The sequence below is a fragment of the Pseudomonas sp. 2FE genome (genome assembly GCF_005503735.1).
In the GTDB taxonomy this organism is placed as follows: domain Bacteria; phylum Pseudomonadota; class Gammaproteobacteria; order Pseudomonadales; family Pseudomonadaceae; genus Aquipseudomonas.
In genome coordinates this window covers 274,564-291,182 of sequence record NZ_SCMO01000002.1, presented here as the reverse complement: position 1 = coordinate 291,182, position 16,619 = coordinate 274,564, and the positions used below count along the sequence as shown (strand labels likewise).

At 61.3% G+C, this 16,619-nt stretch carries 13 protein-coding genes; 10 read left to right on the top strand and 3 right to left on the bottom strand.

The window, feature by feature from the left end:
- Positions 1-168: 168 nt before the first annotated feature.
- Positions 169-804: a ribosome biogenesis GTP-binding protein YihA/YsxC gene (gene yihA, locus FFS12_RS06410; protein WP_137886069.1), complete on the bottom strand. Its 636-nt coding sequence runs from the start codon at positions 802-804 to the stop codon at positions 169-171.
- Between the two features lie 194 nt (positions 805-998).
- Here yihA and FFS12_RS06405 point away from each other — a divergent pair, with 194 nt between their 5' ends.
- The 6 genes from FFS12_RS06405 to FFS12_RS06380 all read left to right on the top strand — a co-directional run bounded on the left by FFS12_RS06405 (position 999) and on the right by FFS12_RS06380 (position 5,870).
- Positions 999-1,289 carry a cytochrome c5 family protein gene (locus FFS12_RS06405; RefSeq protein WP_137817632.1) on the top strand — a complete coding sequence of 97 codons (291 nt, stop codon included), beginning with the start codon at positions 999-1,001 and terminating at the stop codon, positions 1,287-1,289.
- 45 nt (positions 1,290-1,334) lie between these two features.
- A complete protein-coding gene (locus FFS12_RS06400; RefSeq protein ID WP_137886068.1) occupies positions 1,335-1,940 on the top strand; it encodes a cytochrome c in 606 nt (201 codons plus the stop codon).
- A 173-nt stretch (positions 1,941-2,113) separates the two neighbouring features.
- On the top strand, positions 2,114-2,746 hold the full coding sequence (locus FFS12_RS06395) for a thiol:disulfide interchange protein DsbA/DsbL (protein WP_137886067.1): 633 nt from the start codon (positions 2,114-2,116) through the stop codon (positions 2,744-2,746).
- Positions 2,747-2,752: 6 nt separating this feature from the next.
- Entirely contained in the window at positions 2,753-3,637 is an 885-nt protein-coding gene (locus tag FFS12_RS06390) for an endonuclease/exonuclease/phosphatase family protein (protein ID WP_171011829.1), read from the top strand.
- Positions 3,638-3,719: 82 nt separating this feature from the next.
- Entirely contained in the window at positions 3,720-4,472 is a 753-nt protein-coding gene (locus tag FFS12_RS06385; RefSeq protein WP_372239452.1) for an N-acetylmuramoyl-L-alanine amidase, read from the top strand.
- Between the two features lie 171 nt (positions 4,473-4,643).
- On the top strand, positions 4,644-5,870 hold the full coding sequence (locus FFS12_RS06380; RefSeq protein WP_137886065.1) for a nucleoside recognition domain-containing protein: 1,227 nt from the start codon (positions 4,644-4,646) through the stop codon (positions 5,868-5,870).
- Here FFS12_RS06380 and FFS12_RS06375 read toward each other — a convergent pair.
- A complete protein-coding gene (locus FFS12_RS06375) occupies positions 5,852-6,910 on the bottom strand; it encodes a DUF5924 family protein (protein WP_137886064.1) in 1,059 nt (352 codons plus the stop codon). The two genes, FFS12_RS06380 and FFS12_RS06375, sit on opposite strands and share 19 nt — an antisense overlap.
- A 161-nt stretch (positions 6,911-7,071) precedes the next feature.
- The gene (locus FFS12_RS06370; RefSeq protein WP_137886063.1) at positions 7,072-8,730 is read right to left on the bottom strand and encodes a Na/Pi cotransporter family protein; all 1,659 of its coding nucleotides are present in this window, start codon (positions 8,728-8,730) and stop codon (positions 7,072-7,074) included.
- A gap of 275 nt (positions 8,731-9,005) precedes the next feature.
- Here FFS12_RS06370 and FFS12_RS06365 point away from each other — a divergent pair, with 275 nt between their 5' ends.
- Genes FFS12_RS06365 through FFS12_RS06350 form a run of 4 tightly spaced genes read left to right on the top strand, consistent with a single transcriptional unit; the run spans position 9,006 to position 16,517 of the window.
- Positions 9,006-11,084 (top strand): class I SAM-dependent DNA methyltransferase, encoded by a 2,079-nt coding sequence (locus tag FFS12_RS06365; protein ID WP_137886062.1) that lies wholly within the window; start codon positions 9,006-9,008, stop codon positions 11,082-11,084.
- Positions 11,085-11,128: 44 nt separating this feature from the next.
- Positions 11,129-11,992, top strand: a complete 864-nt coding sequence (gene dinD / locus FFS12_RS06360; RefSeq protein ID WP_137886061.1) for a DNA damage-inducible protein D — start codon at positions 11,129-11,131, stop codon at positions 11,990-11,992.
- Between the two features lie 42 nt (positions 11,993-12,034).
- Positions 12,035-13,291, top strand: coding sequence for a restriction endonuclease subunit S (locus tag FFS12_RS06355; RefSeq protein WP_218568963.1), 1,257 nt, complete (start codon positions 12,035-12,037; stop codon positions 13,289-13,291).
- Positions 13,284-16,517 carry a type I restriction endonuclease subunit R gene (locus FFS12_RS06350; protein ID WP_137886060.1) on the top strand — a complete coding sequence of 1,078 codons (3,234 nt, stop codon included), beginning with the start codon at positions 13,284-13,286 and terminating at the stop codon, positions 16,515-16,517. Before FFS12_RS06355 ends, FFS12_RS06350 begins: the two co-directional genes overlap by 8 nt.
- Positions 16,518-16,619 lie beyond the last annotated feature (102 nt).

The window sequence follows — 16,619 nt, the reverse complement described above, 5'->3', positions numbered from 1 at the left end:
CTGCCGGAGGCGGGAGTCACAGCTTAAGAATGGCTGATGAAGCCCTTCGGTGCTCCTAATGTGGTGTTAAGTGTTGGCAGATCTCTGAACCCCGCCCTAGCGGTTCAGACCTTAAACCCCGAGCCTCTCCCTCCCCATATGATGCTCGGGGTTTTTTTTGCCTGCGATTTACTCTGCGGGCGTGCGCTCTTCCAACTGCAGCCAGCGCGCTAGCACGGCTTGCGCCTCTTCGATGCCTTGGCGTTTCGGCGCCGAGAACAGCTGAATACTGATCCCCTCGCCCCAGCCTTTACGCAGATCCTGCTGCACCTTGAGCAGGGCGTTTTTCGCCGCGCCGAAGGCCAGTTTGTCGGCCTTGGTCAGCAGGATGTGCATGGGCATCTGGCTGGCGGCGGACCAGTCGAGCATCAGCCGGTCGAACTCGGTCAGCGGGTGGCGGATGTCCATCATCAGCATCAACCCAGACAGGCTGCGGCGGCTGCCCAGGTAAGCTTCCAGGTGGCGCTGCCAGTGCAGTTTGAGCGGGATCGGCACCTTGGCGTAGCCATAACCGGGTAGATCGACCAGGCGGCGCTCGTCGTCCAGGCGGAAGAAGTTCAGCAGCTGGGTACGCCCAGGGGTCTTCGAGGTGCGCGCCAGACTGGCGTGGGTCAGGGTGTTCAGGGCGCTGGATTTGCCGGCGTTGGAACGCCCGGCGAAGGCGACTTCGTAGCCTTCATCGTCCGGGCACTGGTCGACTTTGGCGGCGCTGATCATAAAGGCAGCCTGTTGGCACAGACCGATGATGGGATTCTTAGGTTGCATCGAATTTTCCGGTGAGGGCGGTGCCAGCGGTTGGCCCGGCATGCGGTGTCGTTTCCGTTTCAGTGACGCCAGTATATAATGCCGCAGATTTTGTGTGCGCTTTGTCCCGCGCCTGGACAGGTATTTGCGGGAACGATTTAGAGATTCTGCGCATAAGAACGCAGGACGCTTTCCTCCCTGATGAGGTCGATCTGATGAAGATGTTGCTGCTGGCTGCCGGTGCCCTAGTGTTGTCCTTGAACGTTCAGGCGGCCCAGGACCCGGAGGCGGTGTACAACCGCGCTTGTGCTGCTTGCCATAACGGACAGCTGCCAATGGCGCCGAAAAAAGGCGACAAGGCCGCCTGGGAGCCGCGTTTGGCCCAAGGCATGGACACGCTGGTGCAGCACGTCACCAAAGGTTTTAACGCCATGCCGCCAGGCGGCCTGTGCACCGACTGTAGCGCCGAGGATTACCAAGCCGTCATCGAATGGATGAGCAAGTAAGCTCGCGTTGATTTTCTCTCCCCTTAGCCGTAATTGGATTAGCTGATGAACAAAGTACTCGTGAGTCTGCTGTTGACCCTGGGCATCTCCGGTATGGCTCACGCCGCAGGCGACGCTACTGCCGGTCAGGGCAAAGCCGCTGTGTGTGGCGCCTGCCACGGGGCCGATGGCAACAGCCCGGCGCCGAACTTCCCGAAACTGGCGGGCCAGGGCGAGCGTTACCTGCTCAAGCAAATGCACGACATCAAGTCCGGCAACCGTCAGGTGCTGGAAATGACCGGTCTGCTGACCAATGTCAGCGATGAAGACTTGCAGGACATCGCGGCGTACTTCGCCAGCCAGAAGATGAGCGTCGGCGCGGCCGATCCCAAACTGGTTGCGCGGGGTGAAGCGCTGTTCCGCGGCGGCAAACTCGATCAAGGCATGCCGGCCTGCACCGGTTGCCACTCGCCCAATGGCGCGGGCAACGCCGCGGCAGGCTTCCCGCAACTGGGCGGTCAGCACGCGACCTACGTGGCTAAGCAGCTGACTAATTTCCGCGAAGGCGAGCGTACCAACGACGGCGACAGCCTGGTCATGCGCAGTATCGCGGCCAAACTGAGCAACAAGGACATCGCCGCAGTGTCCAGCTATATCCAGGGCTTGCACTAAGAACAGGCTCTAAAGCCAAGGCGGTATCAGGCACGGATGAGCGGAAGGAAAAGGGTGGCGAAGGCCACCCTTTTTCATTGGCGCCGCCGTTACAATGGCGGGAACCAGCCTCAAGGCCGTCGGTCGAAATTTAGTTCGCCAGGGGGCGAGTCTTATCTGCCAAGGAGTAAAGCATGCGTAACCTGATTTTCAGTGCCGCCCTCGCGACTGCGAGCCTGTTCGGGATGACCGCCCACGCTGCGGAGCCGATTCAAGCGGGCAAGCAGTATGTCGAGCTGAGCAGCCCGGTCCCGGTCTCCAAGCCTGGCCAGATCGAAGTGGTGGAACTGTTCTGGTACGGCTGCCCGCATTGCTACCATTTCGAGCCGACCCTCAATCCGTGGATCGAGAAGCTGCCGGAAGACGTCAACTTCATCCGCATCCCGGCCCTGTTCGGCGGCCTGTGGAATGTCCACGGCCAGCTGTTCATCACCCTCGAGTCGATGCAGGTCGAGCACAAGGTTCACGCCGCGATCTTCGAGGCCATCCAGAAGGACGGCAAGAAACTCGCGACTCCCGAGGAGATGGCCGAGTTCCTCGCCACCCAGGGCATCGACAAGGAGAAGTTCCTCGGCACCTACAACTCCTTCGCCGTGAAGGGCCAGATGGAGAAGGCCAAGAAGCTGGCCATGGCTTATCAGATCAGTGGCGTGCCGGTGTTGATCGTCAACGGCAAGTACCGTTTCGACATCAGCTCTTCCGGTGGCCCGGAGCAAGCGCTGGATGTGGCCGATCAGCTGATCGCCAAAGAACGCGCCGCGCAGTAAGCGGCCATGCTGCGCCGTTGGGGTAGCGAACGTGTGGCTGGCTTGCGCAACCCGCAGGTCAACCCGCACTGCATGGATTCCAGCGGCCTGCCCGCGGACGGTCGACTGCGGCTGCTCAGTTTCAATATCCAGGTGGGCAATAGCACCGAGCGCTACCGGCATTACCTGACCCGCGGTTGGCAGCATCTGCTACCGCATCCGGAGCGCGCCGCTAATCTGCAACGCATCGGTGCGCTGCTCGGCGACTACGATCTGGTCGCCTTGCAAGAGGTAGATGGCGGCAGCCTGCGTTCGGGCTACGTCAATCAGGTCGAACACCTCGCCCAACTGGGCGCCTTTCCCTACTGGTACCAGCAACTCAATCGCAATCTCGGGCACCTCGCGCAGCACAGCAATGGGGTGCTCAGTCGCTTGCAGCCGACGCTCTTGGAGGATCATCCGCTGCCCGGCCCGCCTGGGCGGGGGGCGATCCTGTTGCGCTTCGGCGAAGGCGTCGAGGCGCTGGTGGTGGTGATGATGCACCTGTCGCTGGGGCCGCGGACGCGTACCCGGCAACTGGCCTATATCCGCGAGCTGATCGGCGGTTATCGGCATCAGGTGCTGATGGGCGACATGAACACCCATGCCACCGACCTGCTGCTGCATTCGCCGTTGCGCGATCTGGGGCTGTTGGCGCCGCAGGTGGAGGCGACCTTCCCCAGTTGGCGGCCGCGGCGCTGCCTCGACCATATCCTGCTGAGTTCCAGCCTGACCTTGGAGAGCGTGCGGGTGCTGGCTCAGCCGATTTCCGATCATCTACCGGTGGCGGTCGAGATTCGCCTGCCCGAGAGCCTCGGCCGCGCTGCGCCAGCGAGGCCGAACACGGCCCTTGCGGATCGCCGGCATGACTGACGCCGCCCGGTGCTGGAAAGTTGTTGGATAACGTGCAGAGCCTCTTGCTTATCAGCCGATGAAAATCTTCTCGCTTGTTCTCATGCTTGCCCTGCTGGCCGGTTGTGCCAGCGGTCCGCGGATCGACACCAGCCACCCTTCGGTCAATCAAGACAGCCGCGTGCAGTTCGTCATCCTGCATTACACCTCGACCGGGCTTGCGCGCTCGTTGCAGTTGCTGACCCAGGGCGAAGTCAGCAGTCACTACCTGATCGGCGCCGCACCGCCGACCATCTACCGGCTGGTCGATGAAAGTCGGCGCGCCTGGCATGCCGGTGAAAGCGAGTGGCAGGGCCGCACCTGGCTGAATGCTAGTTCGATCGGCATCGAGCTGGTCAATGAGGGCTATGAGGACACCCCGAATGGGCGGGTTTGGCACCCCTATTCGGAGGCGCAGATCGAGGCGCTGATCGCCCTGCTCAAGGACCTCGTCAAGCGCTACAACATCGAGCCCAGACACATCCTCGGCCACAGCGACATTGCCCCGCTGCGCAAGCTCGATCCGGGGCCGCTGTTTCCTTGGCAGCGCCTGGCCGCTGCCGGGCTGGGAGTCTGGCCGGATGCCCAGGCGGTGGCCCGGCAGCAGGCGTTGTTCGCGCTCAAGCTGCCGAGCATCGGCTGGTTCCAGCAACAACTGGTGACCCTGGGGTATGCCGCGCCGCAGACCGGCGAGCTGGATGTGGCCACCCGCCATATGCTGGCCGCGTTCCAGCTGCACTACCGGCCGACGCGCTTCGATGGCGAGCCGGATGCGCAAACCGCCGCACTGCTGCTGACCCTGAACCGGCAGCGCTGAGGCTCGGGGCCTGACGCCAGGGGCGTCGCACCAGGTTGGCACTGCGTTGTGACTTAATTGGCCGGGCTGCCGAGCAGCACTTATTCCCCTGGCTAATCCCGGGGCCTTGGCGTTTCTGGCGTCGGGCTGGCCCGCACCGCTATCATCCGCGGCAAACCAGGGGGACTGATCATGCTCAACGGCTTATGGCTGAGCTTTTTCGTAGTGGCCGCAGTGGCTGCAGTGGTGCGCTGGATCGGCGGCGATCCGGGCGTCTTCGCCGCGATGGTCGAAAGCCTGTTCGCCATGGCCAAGCTGTCGGTGGAGGTGATGGTCCTGCTGTTCGGCACCCTGACCCTCTGGCTGGGCTTTTTGCGCATCGCCGAGAAGGCCGGCCTGGTGGATGTGCTGGCGCGGCTGCTCGGCCCGCTGTTCGCCCGCCTGATGCCGGAGGTGCCGCGGGGGCATCCGGCGCTTGGGCTGGTCACCCTGAGTTTCACCGCCAATGGCCTGGGGCTGGACAACGCCGCCACGCCGATCGGCCTGAAAGCCATGAAGTCCCTGCAGGAGCTGAACCCCAGCGCTACCTCCGCGAGCAACGCGCAGGTGTTGTTTATGGTGATGAACGCCTCCTCGTTCGTCCTGCTGCCGGTGTCGATCTTCATGTATCGGGCCCAGGCGGGAGCCGAAGACCCGGCCCTGGTGTTTCTGCCTATCCTGCTGGCCAACAGCGTGTCCACCCTGAGCGCGCTGCTCGCGGTGGCCTTGATGCAGCGCCTGCGGCTCTGGGACCCGGTGATGCTGGCCTGGTTCGGCGGTGGCGCGCTGCTGCTCGGCGGTTTTATGGCGATCCTCGCCGGCCTGTCCGCGACCGCGCTGACGGCGCTGTCCTCTCTGCTCGGCAACCTCACGCTGTTCGGCCTGATCCTGAGCTTCCTGCTGATGGGCGCGCTGAAACGGGTGCCGGTCTACGAGAGCTTCGTCGAAGGCGCCAAGGAAGGTTTCGAGGTGGCGAAGAATCTGCTGCCCTACCTGGTCGCCATGCTCTGCGCGGTGGGCGTGCTGCGCGCGTCCGGCGCGCTGGATGTGCTGCTCGACGGCATTCGCTGGTGCGTCGAGGGCCTGGGTTGGGACACCCGCTTCGTCGAGGCGCTGCCCACCGGCCTGGTCAAACCTTTTTCCGGCAGCGCGGCGCGCGCCATGCTGATCGAGACCATGCAGAGCCAGGGCGTCGACAGTTTCCCGGCCCTGGTCGCGGCGACCATGCAGGGCAGCACCGAGACCACCTTCTACGTGCTGGCCGTGTACTTCGGCTCGGTCGGCCTCCAGCGTGCTCGCCACGCGGTCGGCTGCGCGCTGTTCGCCGACCTGGTGGGGGTGCTGGCCTCGATTGCGGTCTGCTACTGGTTCTTCGGCTGAGCGGTTGAGGGCGATGCAGGCACGGCCTGCTCAATCACTTCGAAGCGCAGCACGCCAATCACCTGGCCATCCTCGGTCAGCACCCGCACCTCCCAGTCGCCGCCGAGCCGCGCGGGGAAGTTCTGCTTGTGCGTCCAGGCGCGGTATCCCGCCTTGCGGCCACCGTGGATATCCAGGGCGATGCGATCCACCTCCACGCCGTCGTGGCGCCAGACATGGTAGATGCGTTCCGCCAGGCCGCGCGGCGCGTTGATCGCGGTGTAGGCATACAGCCCCTGGGCGCGCATCCGCTCGGCCGTCACCCGGGTGAGGCCTTTGCCCGGCGAGCGGCTGTGGTCATCCAGTTGCGTGGTCACCGCCACCTCGGTCAGCCACAGCGTGGCCGGCGGTACCCACGAGCGCGCCAGCCAGCCCACGCCACCCAGGGCCAGGGTCAGCCCGATCAAGGCCAGCCCGCGCCACCAGCGCTGCACCGGGAAGGTCACCAGCAGGCTGGGGAACGACAGCAGCACCGCGGTGCCCAGGGCCAGCTTGTAACTTTGCGCGGTGGTCAGGTGCAGAATGATCGGCAGCGCCGTCAGCAGCGCGGCGAACAGCGTCAGGGTGTGCAGCGCTAGATACAACCAGCGGCGCGGGGCGAGCCACTTGTTGTACAGCGGGTCGATGATGGTGATCAGCCCGGCGCCGGCCAGCAAGCCGGTGAACAGCGACTGGCCGCTGTTCCAGGTGGTGGTGATGAGGAAGAAGGGCAAGACGAAGAACAGACTCTCCTGGTGGATCATCTGCGTCGCATAGCGCAGCAGCGGTTGCGGTATCGTGCGGCCGAACAGGCGCGCGATTATCCGCGTGAACAGGCTTTCCAGCGTCAACCAGAGCCAACTGACCAGCAGCGCCAGGGCGATCAGCGTGGCGAGTTTCGCCTGCCGGTCGACCAGGATGAAGCTGCACACCCCGGAGACGAAGCCGAATGCCGCCACGACCCCCGGGTAGCGTTGCGTGAGGGCGATGAGGCTGAGCAGGCGGGTCTTCCAGATAAGCATGGGCGGTTCGCGTTGAGGGGCAGCAGAAACACGGCAGGTGCGCAGGATACTGATCACCCTCGGCGCTGAGAAGGATGTTGCTGGCCCGCCGGTCACTCAGGCGGCGGAGATGCCATAGTTTGTTTACGCGGCAGCGCCGAGCGAGCCGAGCGCTGTTGGGTTCATGGCGAGTGGATTTCATCCAGCAGCGCCGTATCCGCCAGCGCCCCGGCCTCCTGGGCCTCCAGCACCGCATAGGCGCTGCCGCAGAACAGCGAGTTGAGCCGCTTCATATCGGCGATCAGTTCCAGGTGCAGCGAGCTGGTCTCGATGCTCTGCACCACCTGGCGATGCAGGCGATTGACGTGGGAGTGCGCCAGGCGCCGCTCCTGGGCGCGGAAGCGGCGCTTCTCGCGCAGCAGTTGGCGGGCACTTTCCGCATCGCCGGAGAGGAACACCGAGAGGCCCAGGCGCAGGTTGGCCATCAGTTGCAGGTGCAGGCTGGCCAGTTCCTCCAGGCCGCTGTCGGAGAACGAGTGGCGCTGGGCGGTTTTCTGGTCCTGCACCTTGCCGAGCATGCGCTCGATGATGTCGCCGGCCTGTTGCAGGTTGATGCTCAGCTCGATGATCTCCGCCCAGCGGCGCCGATCATGCTCGCCCAGCACCTCGCCGGGCACCTGCGCGAGGTACAGTTTGACCGCGCTGTAGAGCGCATCGACATCCTCGTCCAGGCGCCGCAGCTCCTTGCTCAGCGCCGCTTGCTGGCCGCGCAGCACTTGCAGCAGGTTGCCCAACATGGTGTCGATCAGGTCGCCAATGCGCAGGGTCTCGCGTACCGCATTGGCCAGCGCCAGGCTTGGCGTGTCCAGCGCCGTCGGGTCGAGGTGGCGCGGCTTGGCCACGCCGTTGTCCAGCGCCTGCTCGGGCAACAGCCAGTTGCAGAAGCGCGCCATGTGCCCGACGCTGGGCAACAGCAGCAGGCAGCGCAGGCTGTTGTAGAGCAGGTGAAAGCCGATCACCAGGCCCTGCGGACTCAGCTTCAGGCTGGCCAGCCAATGCACCAGCGGGTCGAGCACGGGGATGATCAGCAGCAGGCCGATCGCCTTGTAGAGCAGGCTGCCGAGGGCGACCCGGCGGCCCGCCGGGGTCTGCATGCTGGTGCTGAGAAAGGCCAGGATGCCGCTGCCGATATTGGCGCCGATCACCAGGCCGATGGCCACCGGCAAACTGATCAACCCGGCGCCGGCCAGCGTCGCGGTGAGCAGCACCGCCGCCAGGCTGGAATAGGAAATCAGCGCGAACAGCGCGCCGACCAGCGCATCCAGCAGCAGGTCGCCGGTCAGCGAGGCGAACAGCACCTTGATGCCCTTGGCCTCGGTGATGGGCGTGGCGGCACTGACTATCAACTCCAGCGCCAGAATGATCAGCCCGAGCCCGATCGCTACCCGCCCCAACTGGCCGGCGCGGGTTTGTTTGCGCGACAGGAAGAAGATCACCCCGAGGAAAATCAGCAGCGGCGACAGCCACGACAGGTCGAAGGTCAGCACCCGCGCCATCAAGGCCGTGCCGACATCGGCACCGAGCATGATCGCCAGCGCCGGGGTCAGTGCCATCAAACCCTGGGCGACGAACGAGGTGACCAGCAAGGCCGTGGCGTTGCTGCTCTGCACCAGCGCGGTGACGCCGATGCCGGCGGCAAAGGCCAGCGGCCGCTGGTTCATGTTGTGGCTGAGCACCTTGCGCAGGTGCGAACCGTACACCCGCAGGATGCCGGTGCGGACGATATGGGTGCCCCAGATCAGTAAGGCGACGGCAGACAGCAGGTTGAGCAGGGTCAGCATCGGTGCGGCCTCCCTGGCAGCCTTCGGCATTGACGTAGGCGGCGCTCTGGCTCGGCAGCGATGGGTCGGGCGGGCGCCGCGTATAAGTAATGGACTGGCGAGAATGGGTACTTGTTCGGCTATTTCTCGCAGGCCTGTCTTTAGCTTTAGTTGGCGATTGCCACCGGCGCCAGAGATTGTAACGAATGAATTTGCGCTGGTGCCCTTGCCTGCCTCTTGGAATACTGTCGCAATTTGCGCGCCCCTCGCACTCATGAACCTCTAAGCAGAACCCGATGACCAAAGAGCAGTTGCAGAAACTCGAAGCCGACCTCTGGCGCGCCGCCGATAACCTGCGCGCCAACTCCGACCTCAAGGCCAGTGAATACTCCACCCCGGTGCTGGGGCTGATCTTCCTCAAGTTCGCCGACAACAAGTTCAAACAACACGAGAAGGCCATCCACCGCGACTTTCTTGCCTTCAAGGACACCCGCCTGGAGAAGTCGCTGGCGGATATCGCCATCGAAAAATGCGGCTTCTACTTGCCCGACCACGCCCGTTACGACTACCTGCTCAACCTGGAAGACAGCAAGGACATCGCCAAGGCAATCAAGGAGGCGATGAAGGCCATCGAGGAGTACAAACCCGAACTGCAGGGCGTACTGCCGCAGGACGAGTACTTCCGCCTAACCCGCTCGGCGCAGAACAAGGGCATCCCCAAGGAACTGCTGCGTACCTTCAACGACATTCCCCAGAATGCCACCGGCGATATTTTCGGCCAGATCTACGAATACTTTCTCGCCGAGTTCGCCCTTTCCGAAGGCCAGGGTGGCGGTGAGTTCTTCACCCCGCGCTCGGTGGTCAAGCTGATGGTGGAAATCATCGAACCCCACGGCGGCAAGGTCTACGACCCCGCCTGCGGCTCTGCGGGCATGTTCGTCCAGTCTGCGCAGTTCATCGAACAGCACCGTGCGGATGCCAATCACGCCAATGACGGCGATATCTACGTCTACGGCCAGGAAAAGACCCTGGAAACCGTCAAGCTGGCCAAGATGAACCTGGCGGTCAACGGCCTGCGTGGCACCATCATGCAGGCCAACAGTTATTACGAAGACCCACACAACAGCTTCGGCCAGTTCGACTACGTGATGGCCAATCCACCGTTCAACGTCGACGACGTATCCCTGGCCTCGGTGGAGAACGACCGCCGCTTCAACACCTACGGCATCCCGCGCAACAAATCCAAGGCGAAGAAGGGCGACGAGGGCAAGGAAACCGTGCCCAACGGCAACTACCTGTGGATCAACCTGTTCGCCACCTCGCTCAAGCCCAAGGGCCGCGCCGCGTTGGTAATGGCCAATTCGGCCTCCGACGCCCGCCATTCCGAGGCCGAGATTCGCCAGACGTTGATTGAGAACAACCTGATCTACGCCATGCTCAGCCTGCCGTCGAACCTGTTCTACACCGTCACCCTGCCGGCCACCTTGTGGTTCTTCGACAAGGCCAAGCAGGACCAGCGCATCCTGTTTATCGACGCGCGCAATATCTTCACTCAGCTCACCCGCTCTCTGCGCGAGCTGAATGACGAGCAAGTGCAGAACATCGCCATCATCAGCAAATTGCATCGCGGCCAGCGTGATGAGTTCGTCCACCTGATCGACCGTTACTTCGCCGCCGGCGTGGCGCGTCTGGTGGAAAACCAGCCGCATATCCAGCCGTTGTCCGAGCAGCTGCTGGATATGCTGCAAGAAGCCGAAGGCCGCGCGGCGGTGCAGGCCCTGCGCGAACAGTGGGTCGAGCTGAAACCGCTGCAGGATGCCTATGCCGCCTACCAGGCCAAGCACCTGCACGATGCCGAGGTGGATGCCAAGAACCAGGCCCAGCATGCCCTGCGCGAAACCTTCGACCCCTTCTTCGCCGCCCTGCATGCCAACCTCAAGCGCCTGGATAAGGCCGTGCGCCAGCATGAGAAACGCCTGGCCGACGCCGCCAAGGCCGAAGGTAAACGCGGCAGCACCGACCGAGAAACCAAGGCGCTGAAAACCGCCCTGGAAAAGCTGCATGGCGAAGTGAAAGGCGCGCAAAGCTACTTCCAGCACATCCACTGGCTGCAGGAGCGCTTCCCCACCGCCCAGTACGAGGACGTCACCGGCCTGTGCAAGCTGGCCACACCGGAAGAGGTGAAGGAGCAGGACTACTCGCTCAACCCCGGCCGCTATGTCGGCGTGGTGATCGAGGAAGACGGCAAGACCGAAGAAGAATTTATCGACGGCCTGCTGGCCATGAACGACGAGCTGACCCGCCTGAACGGCGAAGCCCGCGAGCTGGAGGCGGTGATCGCCCACAACATCCGCCAACTGACTGGCGAGGTCTGAGCGGTGCTGCCAGTCTTAGGTCGTAGCCACAAGGAGCGTTACTTATGAAAAAGGATTTGATCGTCAAACTGCATGCCGCCTTCGAAGACATCGTCCAGCGCCATGCGGAAACCGCCACCGAGTTCTGGCTGGCCCGCGAGCTACAAACAGTGCTCGGTTATGCCCGCTGGGAAAACTTCGCCAAGATCGTCGACAAGGCCAAGGCCTCCTGCACAGCGGCGGGCAACCTGGTCGACGACCATTTTCGTGATGTCACGAAAATGGTCAGCCTCGGTTCCGGCTCACAGCGCGCCGTCGACGATATCGCCCTGACCCGCTACGCCTGCTACCTGATCGCGCAGAACGGCGACCCGAGCAAGGAGCCCATCGCCTTTGCCCAGACCTACTTCGCCCTGCAAACCCGCAAGCAGGAGCTGATCGAACAGCGCCTGGCGGAAAGCGAACGCCTGGCCGCGCGCAAGAAGCTCACCGCCTCGGAAAAGCAGCTGTCCAGCGTGATCTACGAACGCTTGGGCGAGGAACAGAGCTTCGCCCGAATCCGCAGCCGGGGCGACCAGGCGCTGTTCGGCGGCGTCAGCACCCAGCAGATGAAGGAGCGCCTCGGCGTGCCGCAGAGCCGGCCGCTGGCCGACTTTCTGCCGACCATCACCATCAAGGCCAAGGACTTCGCCAACGAAATCACCAACTTCAATATCCGCAAGGACGATCTCGACAGCGAGCGGGCCATCACCAACGAGCATGTAAAGAACAACGCCGATGTCCGCGCCCTGCTCAGCGAGCGCGGCATAGTGCCCGAGCAGCTACCGCCCGCCGAAGACCTGAAAAAGATCGAGCGCCGACATACGGCCGAGGCCAAGAAACTACCGAAAACGGTGGAGCGGTTGGATGATGAGTCAAAGCATGAATAGTCAACCCGTCTCGAAAATAAAAGATTATGGATCTAGGCGTTAATGATGCAGAGCTACGAGCAGCAATTTAAATCGTTGGCAGACATCGGCTCCATTAATAGGGGGAAGTCTAAGCATCGTCCAAGGAATGATCCGACACTATATGACGGCGATTACCCATTCATCCAAACTGGTGATGTAAAAGCAGCGCATTTTTACTTGTCGAGCTTTAGTCAGACATACAATGAAAGGGGGCTCGCGCAGAGCAAGCTGTGGCAGCCGGGAACTCTTTGCATAACAATTGCGGCAAATATTGCAGACACTGCAATATTGAAAATCCCTGCATGCTTTCCTGATAGCATCATTGGATTCCTGCCAAAAAAAGATGTTGCGGATGTACGCTTTATAAAGTATTGCCTGGACACCTACAAGCTACAGATGCAAAGTATTTCTCAGGGCACAACCCAAGACAACTTGAGCCAAGAAAAATTACTGGGCATAAAGTTTAAAATCCCTTCATTTCAAGATCAGCAGAAAATCGCGGCAATTCTCTCAACCTATGACGATCTGATCGAAAACAATCGTCGCCGTATCGAACTGCTGGAGAAAATGGCCGAAGAGCTTTACCGCGAATGGTTTGTACGCTTCCGCTTTCCGGGGTATCAGCAGGCGGAGTTTTATAAAGGTGTGCCGGTAGGTTGGGTGCAGAAAAAGCTACCCGAAATTGCAGCAATAACTTACGGATTTCCTTTCGAAGGGGCGCGCTTTAATTCGGATGGAATTGGTCGTCCAATTATCCGAATTAGAAACATTAAAGACTCAGATACCCTGGACTTTACCGACCAAGTCGCAGACAGCAAATTCCTTGTTCATCACGGTGATTTGCTAATCGGTATGGATGGTGAGTTCCATATGAATCATTGGAGTGGAGAAGAGGCGTATCTTGTTCAGCGGGTGTGTAGAGTAAAGCCAAAACAAGCTCTGATCGATGCTTATCTCTCGCACGCACTGCGAGCACCAGTGAAACATTTTGAGTCCACGATTATGGGCGCCACCGTTGGGCACCTTGGGGCGAAGCATTTGAATTCGATAGACATTCTTATTCCTCCGGATTCTTTATCGACTGGACTGGAAATGCTTAATAGCATCAAGGCACAAGTCCTGAATCTGTCGATATCAGCTAGAAGATTGAGTCAATCCCGTGCTGCTTTATTAGGGCGTTTGATCTCCGGCAAACTCCCCGTCGACCAACTGGATATCCAGTTTCCCCCCAGCATGCGCGAGGCCGCCGCGGCCCGACAGGAAGTAGCCCATGCCTAATCTGTTTTCCGAGGATGATATCGAGCGCACCCTGCTGGGCCGGCTGCACGAGCAGTATGGCTATCAGCTGCTCAACTGCATGACCGCGCAGCCCGGCGATTTGCAGGACGGCTCCGGCCGCCACGACAAGCGCGACGTGATCCTCGGCGACAGATTGCAAGCCGCCGCTCAGCGGCTAAACCCACAGATACCGCAAGCGGAGCTGGAGCAGGCCCTGGCGCAGTTCGCCGAACGTCGCCAGGCCATGACCCTGGTGGCCGCCAACCGTGAGCTGGATGGCCTGCTGCGCGATGGCATCGCGGTGCGTTACCAGCGTGACAATGGCCAGTGGGAGCAGGAACAGCTGCGCCTGATCGACTTCAGTAATCCGGCCAACAACGAATTTCTCGCCTTGACCCAGCTGTGGATCAAGGGCGTGAACGACAAGTACCAGCGCCCGGATGTACTGCTCTATGTGAACGGCATTCCGCTGGTGTTTATCGAGCTGAAAAACTCCAATGTGCCGGTGCGCAATGCCTACGACGACAACCTGGTGCGTTACCGCCAGACCATCCCGCAGCTGTTCCTGACCAACGCCTTCTGCGTACTGAGCAACGCCCTGGAAACCCGCGTCGGCAGCCTGACCGCCGAATGGGAGCACTTCTTCAGTTGGCTGCGGGTGGACGACGAGAAGGAAAAGCTCGACCGCGCGCGGATCAAGGCGCAGGGCACCAGCATCGAGCGGGTGATCGACGGCCTGTTCGCCCCCGAGCGGCTGCTGGACTATGTGGAAAACTACCTGCTGTTCCACAAGCAGACGCAGAAGATCATCGCCCAGAACCATCAGTTTATCGGCGTCAATCGCGCCTTCGAACGTTTCAAACAGCGCAAGGACAAGCGCGGCAAGCTCGGCGTGTTTTGGCACACCCAGGGCTCGGGCAAGAGTTTTTCGATGATCTTCTATGCGCGGAAGATCCTGCGCAAACTGCCTGGGCATTTCACCTTTCTGGTGGTCACCGATCGTGACGACCTCGATGGGCAGATCTACCGCAACTTCCTCAATACCGACACGGTGCAGAAGCACGAGGCCGCGCAGCCGAAGAACAGTGAGGAGCTGCGTGCCTTCCTCGGCCAGAGCAAGCGCCTGGTGTTCACCCTGATCCAGAAATTTCGCTACGACAAAGGTAAGGCCTACCCGCTGCTGTCGGCGCGCGACGACATCGTGGTGATAGTCGACGAGGCGCATCGCACCCAGTACAAGAGCCTGGCGGAAAACATGCGCGCCGGCCTGCCCAACGCCAACTTCGTCGCCTTTACCGGCACGCCGCTGCTGGGCCGTGAGCGCAAGACCAACCAGTGGTTCGGCGATTACGTTTCCGAATACAACTTTCAGCAGTCGATGGACGATGGCGCCACCGTGCCGCTGTTCTACCAGAAGCGCGTGCCCGAGGTGCTGATCCAGAACGATGACCTCAGCGAGGAGTTCTATCAGATCCTCGAAGAGGAAAACCTCGACGAGGCGCAGCAGGAAAAGCTCGAACGCCAGTTCGCCCAGGAAGTGCAGGTGATCAAGCGCGACGACCGCCTGGAAACCATTGCCCGCGACATCGTCTACCACTTCCCCCGACGCGGCTATCTGGGCAAGGGCATCATCATCGCGGTGGACAAGTTCACCGCGGTGAAGATGTACGACAAGGTCCAGCGGCTATGGAAGGAAGAGCTGAAAGCCCTGCGCGGGCGGATCAAGGACACGCCCAACGAGGTGGAGAAGGCCAGGCTGAAGAATATTGTCGCCTATATGCACGAGGTGCAGATGGCGGTGGTGGTCAGTGAGGAAGCCGGCGAGGACGAGAAGTTCAAGCTGCAAGGCCTGGAAATCGCCCGCCACCGCCAGCGCATGAATGCGCTGGACGAGCACGGTCATGATGTCGAATACAACTTCAAGGACTCCGAGCACCCGCTGCAACTGGTGTTCGTCTGCGCCATGTGGCTGACCGGCTTCGATGCGCCGACCGTTTCCAGCCTCTATCTCGATAAACCGATGAAGGGCCACACCCTGATGCAGACCATCGCCCGCGCCAACCGGGTGACCTCGCACCAGATCAACGGCACGAATAAGACCAACGGCGAAATCGTCGATTACTACAACGTCTTCCGCAATATGAAGCAGGCCCTGAAGGATTACGCCCAGGGCGAAGAAGGTACGGACGAGCCGCCGGTGCAAGACAAGAGCGTATTGCGCGGGCTGTTGGACGATGCCATTGCCGAAGGCCTGGGTTACTGCCGCGAACGCGGCATTGCCCTGGAAGAGGTTCTGGGGCGTGAGGAGATTTTCAAGAACCTTAGCCGCTTCAACGAGTTCGCCGACGTCCTCCTTGGCAACGAGGAATGGCGTAAGACCTTCAACGTTTACCAGAACACCATTGCCGCCCTGTATGAGGCGTGCAAACCGGAAATCCTCGGCAACCGTCTGGTGCACGTGGTGGCGGCTTTCGACTACCTACGCGGGGTGATCGACAGCCTGGTTGAGCAGGTGGATATCGACCGGGTGACCCGGCGCATCGACGAACTGCTGGATGAAAGCGTGGTGGTGGATAACGCCGAAACCTTCCATCAGCAGGAGCCGCAGGGTGCCTATCAGATTGTGCGCAAGGGACGCACCTGGGACTTGAGCAAGATCGACTTCGACAAACTGCGCGAAGAGTTCAAGCAGACTGCCTACAAGAACATCGAGATCGCCGACCTGCGTGGCTTTCTGGAGCAAAAGGTGGCGCAGATGCTGGCCGTGAATAAAACCCGTAGCGACTTCGCCCAGCGCCTGCAGGAAATCATCGATCGCTATAACTCTGGTGGTTCGGCGACGGAGGACTACCACGAAGAACTACTGCGTTATCTCGAAGCGCTGAGCGCCGAAGATGACCGGCATATCCGCGAGGGCTTGAGCGAAGACGAGCTGGAGCTGTTCGACTTACTGAAAAAAGACAGCATGACCCAGGAGGAAACCCAGAAGGTGAAGCTGGCGGCTAAGTCGCTGTTGCAGCGCTTGCTGGACGGCCAGCCCAAGGTCTTGGTGCAGGACTGGTTCAAGGATGGCCAGACCAAGCGCAGTGTTCGCTCAGCCGTTGAGCAAGTGCTGGATAGCAACCTGCCGGATAGCTATGACCGGGTGTTGTTCAAGGAGAAGTGCGACAACGTCTTCGAACTGGTGCTGGATTACGCCAGTCAGGGAAGGAAGTGGGCGGCTTAAGCTTTTGTGGATAGCTCAAGTTTGCAGGGCATGACGAGCACGGGTAGACCGTATTTCGCCGAGTGCCGATAAAACCAACCCGCCCTGTTGTCGCCGTGTTGG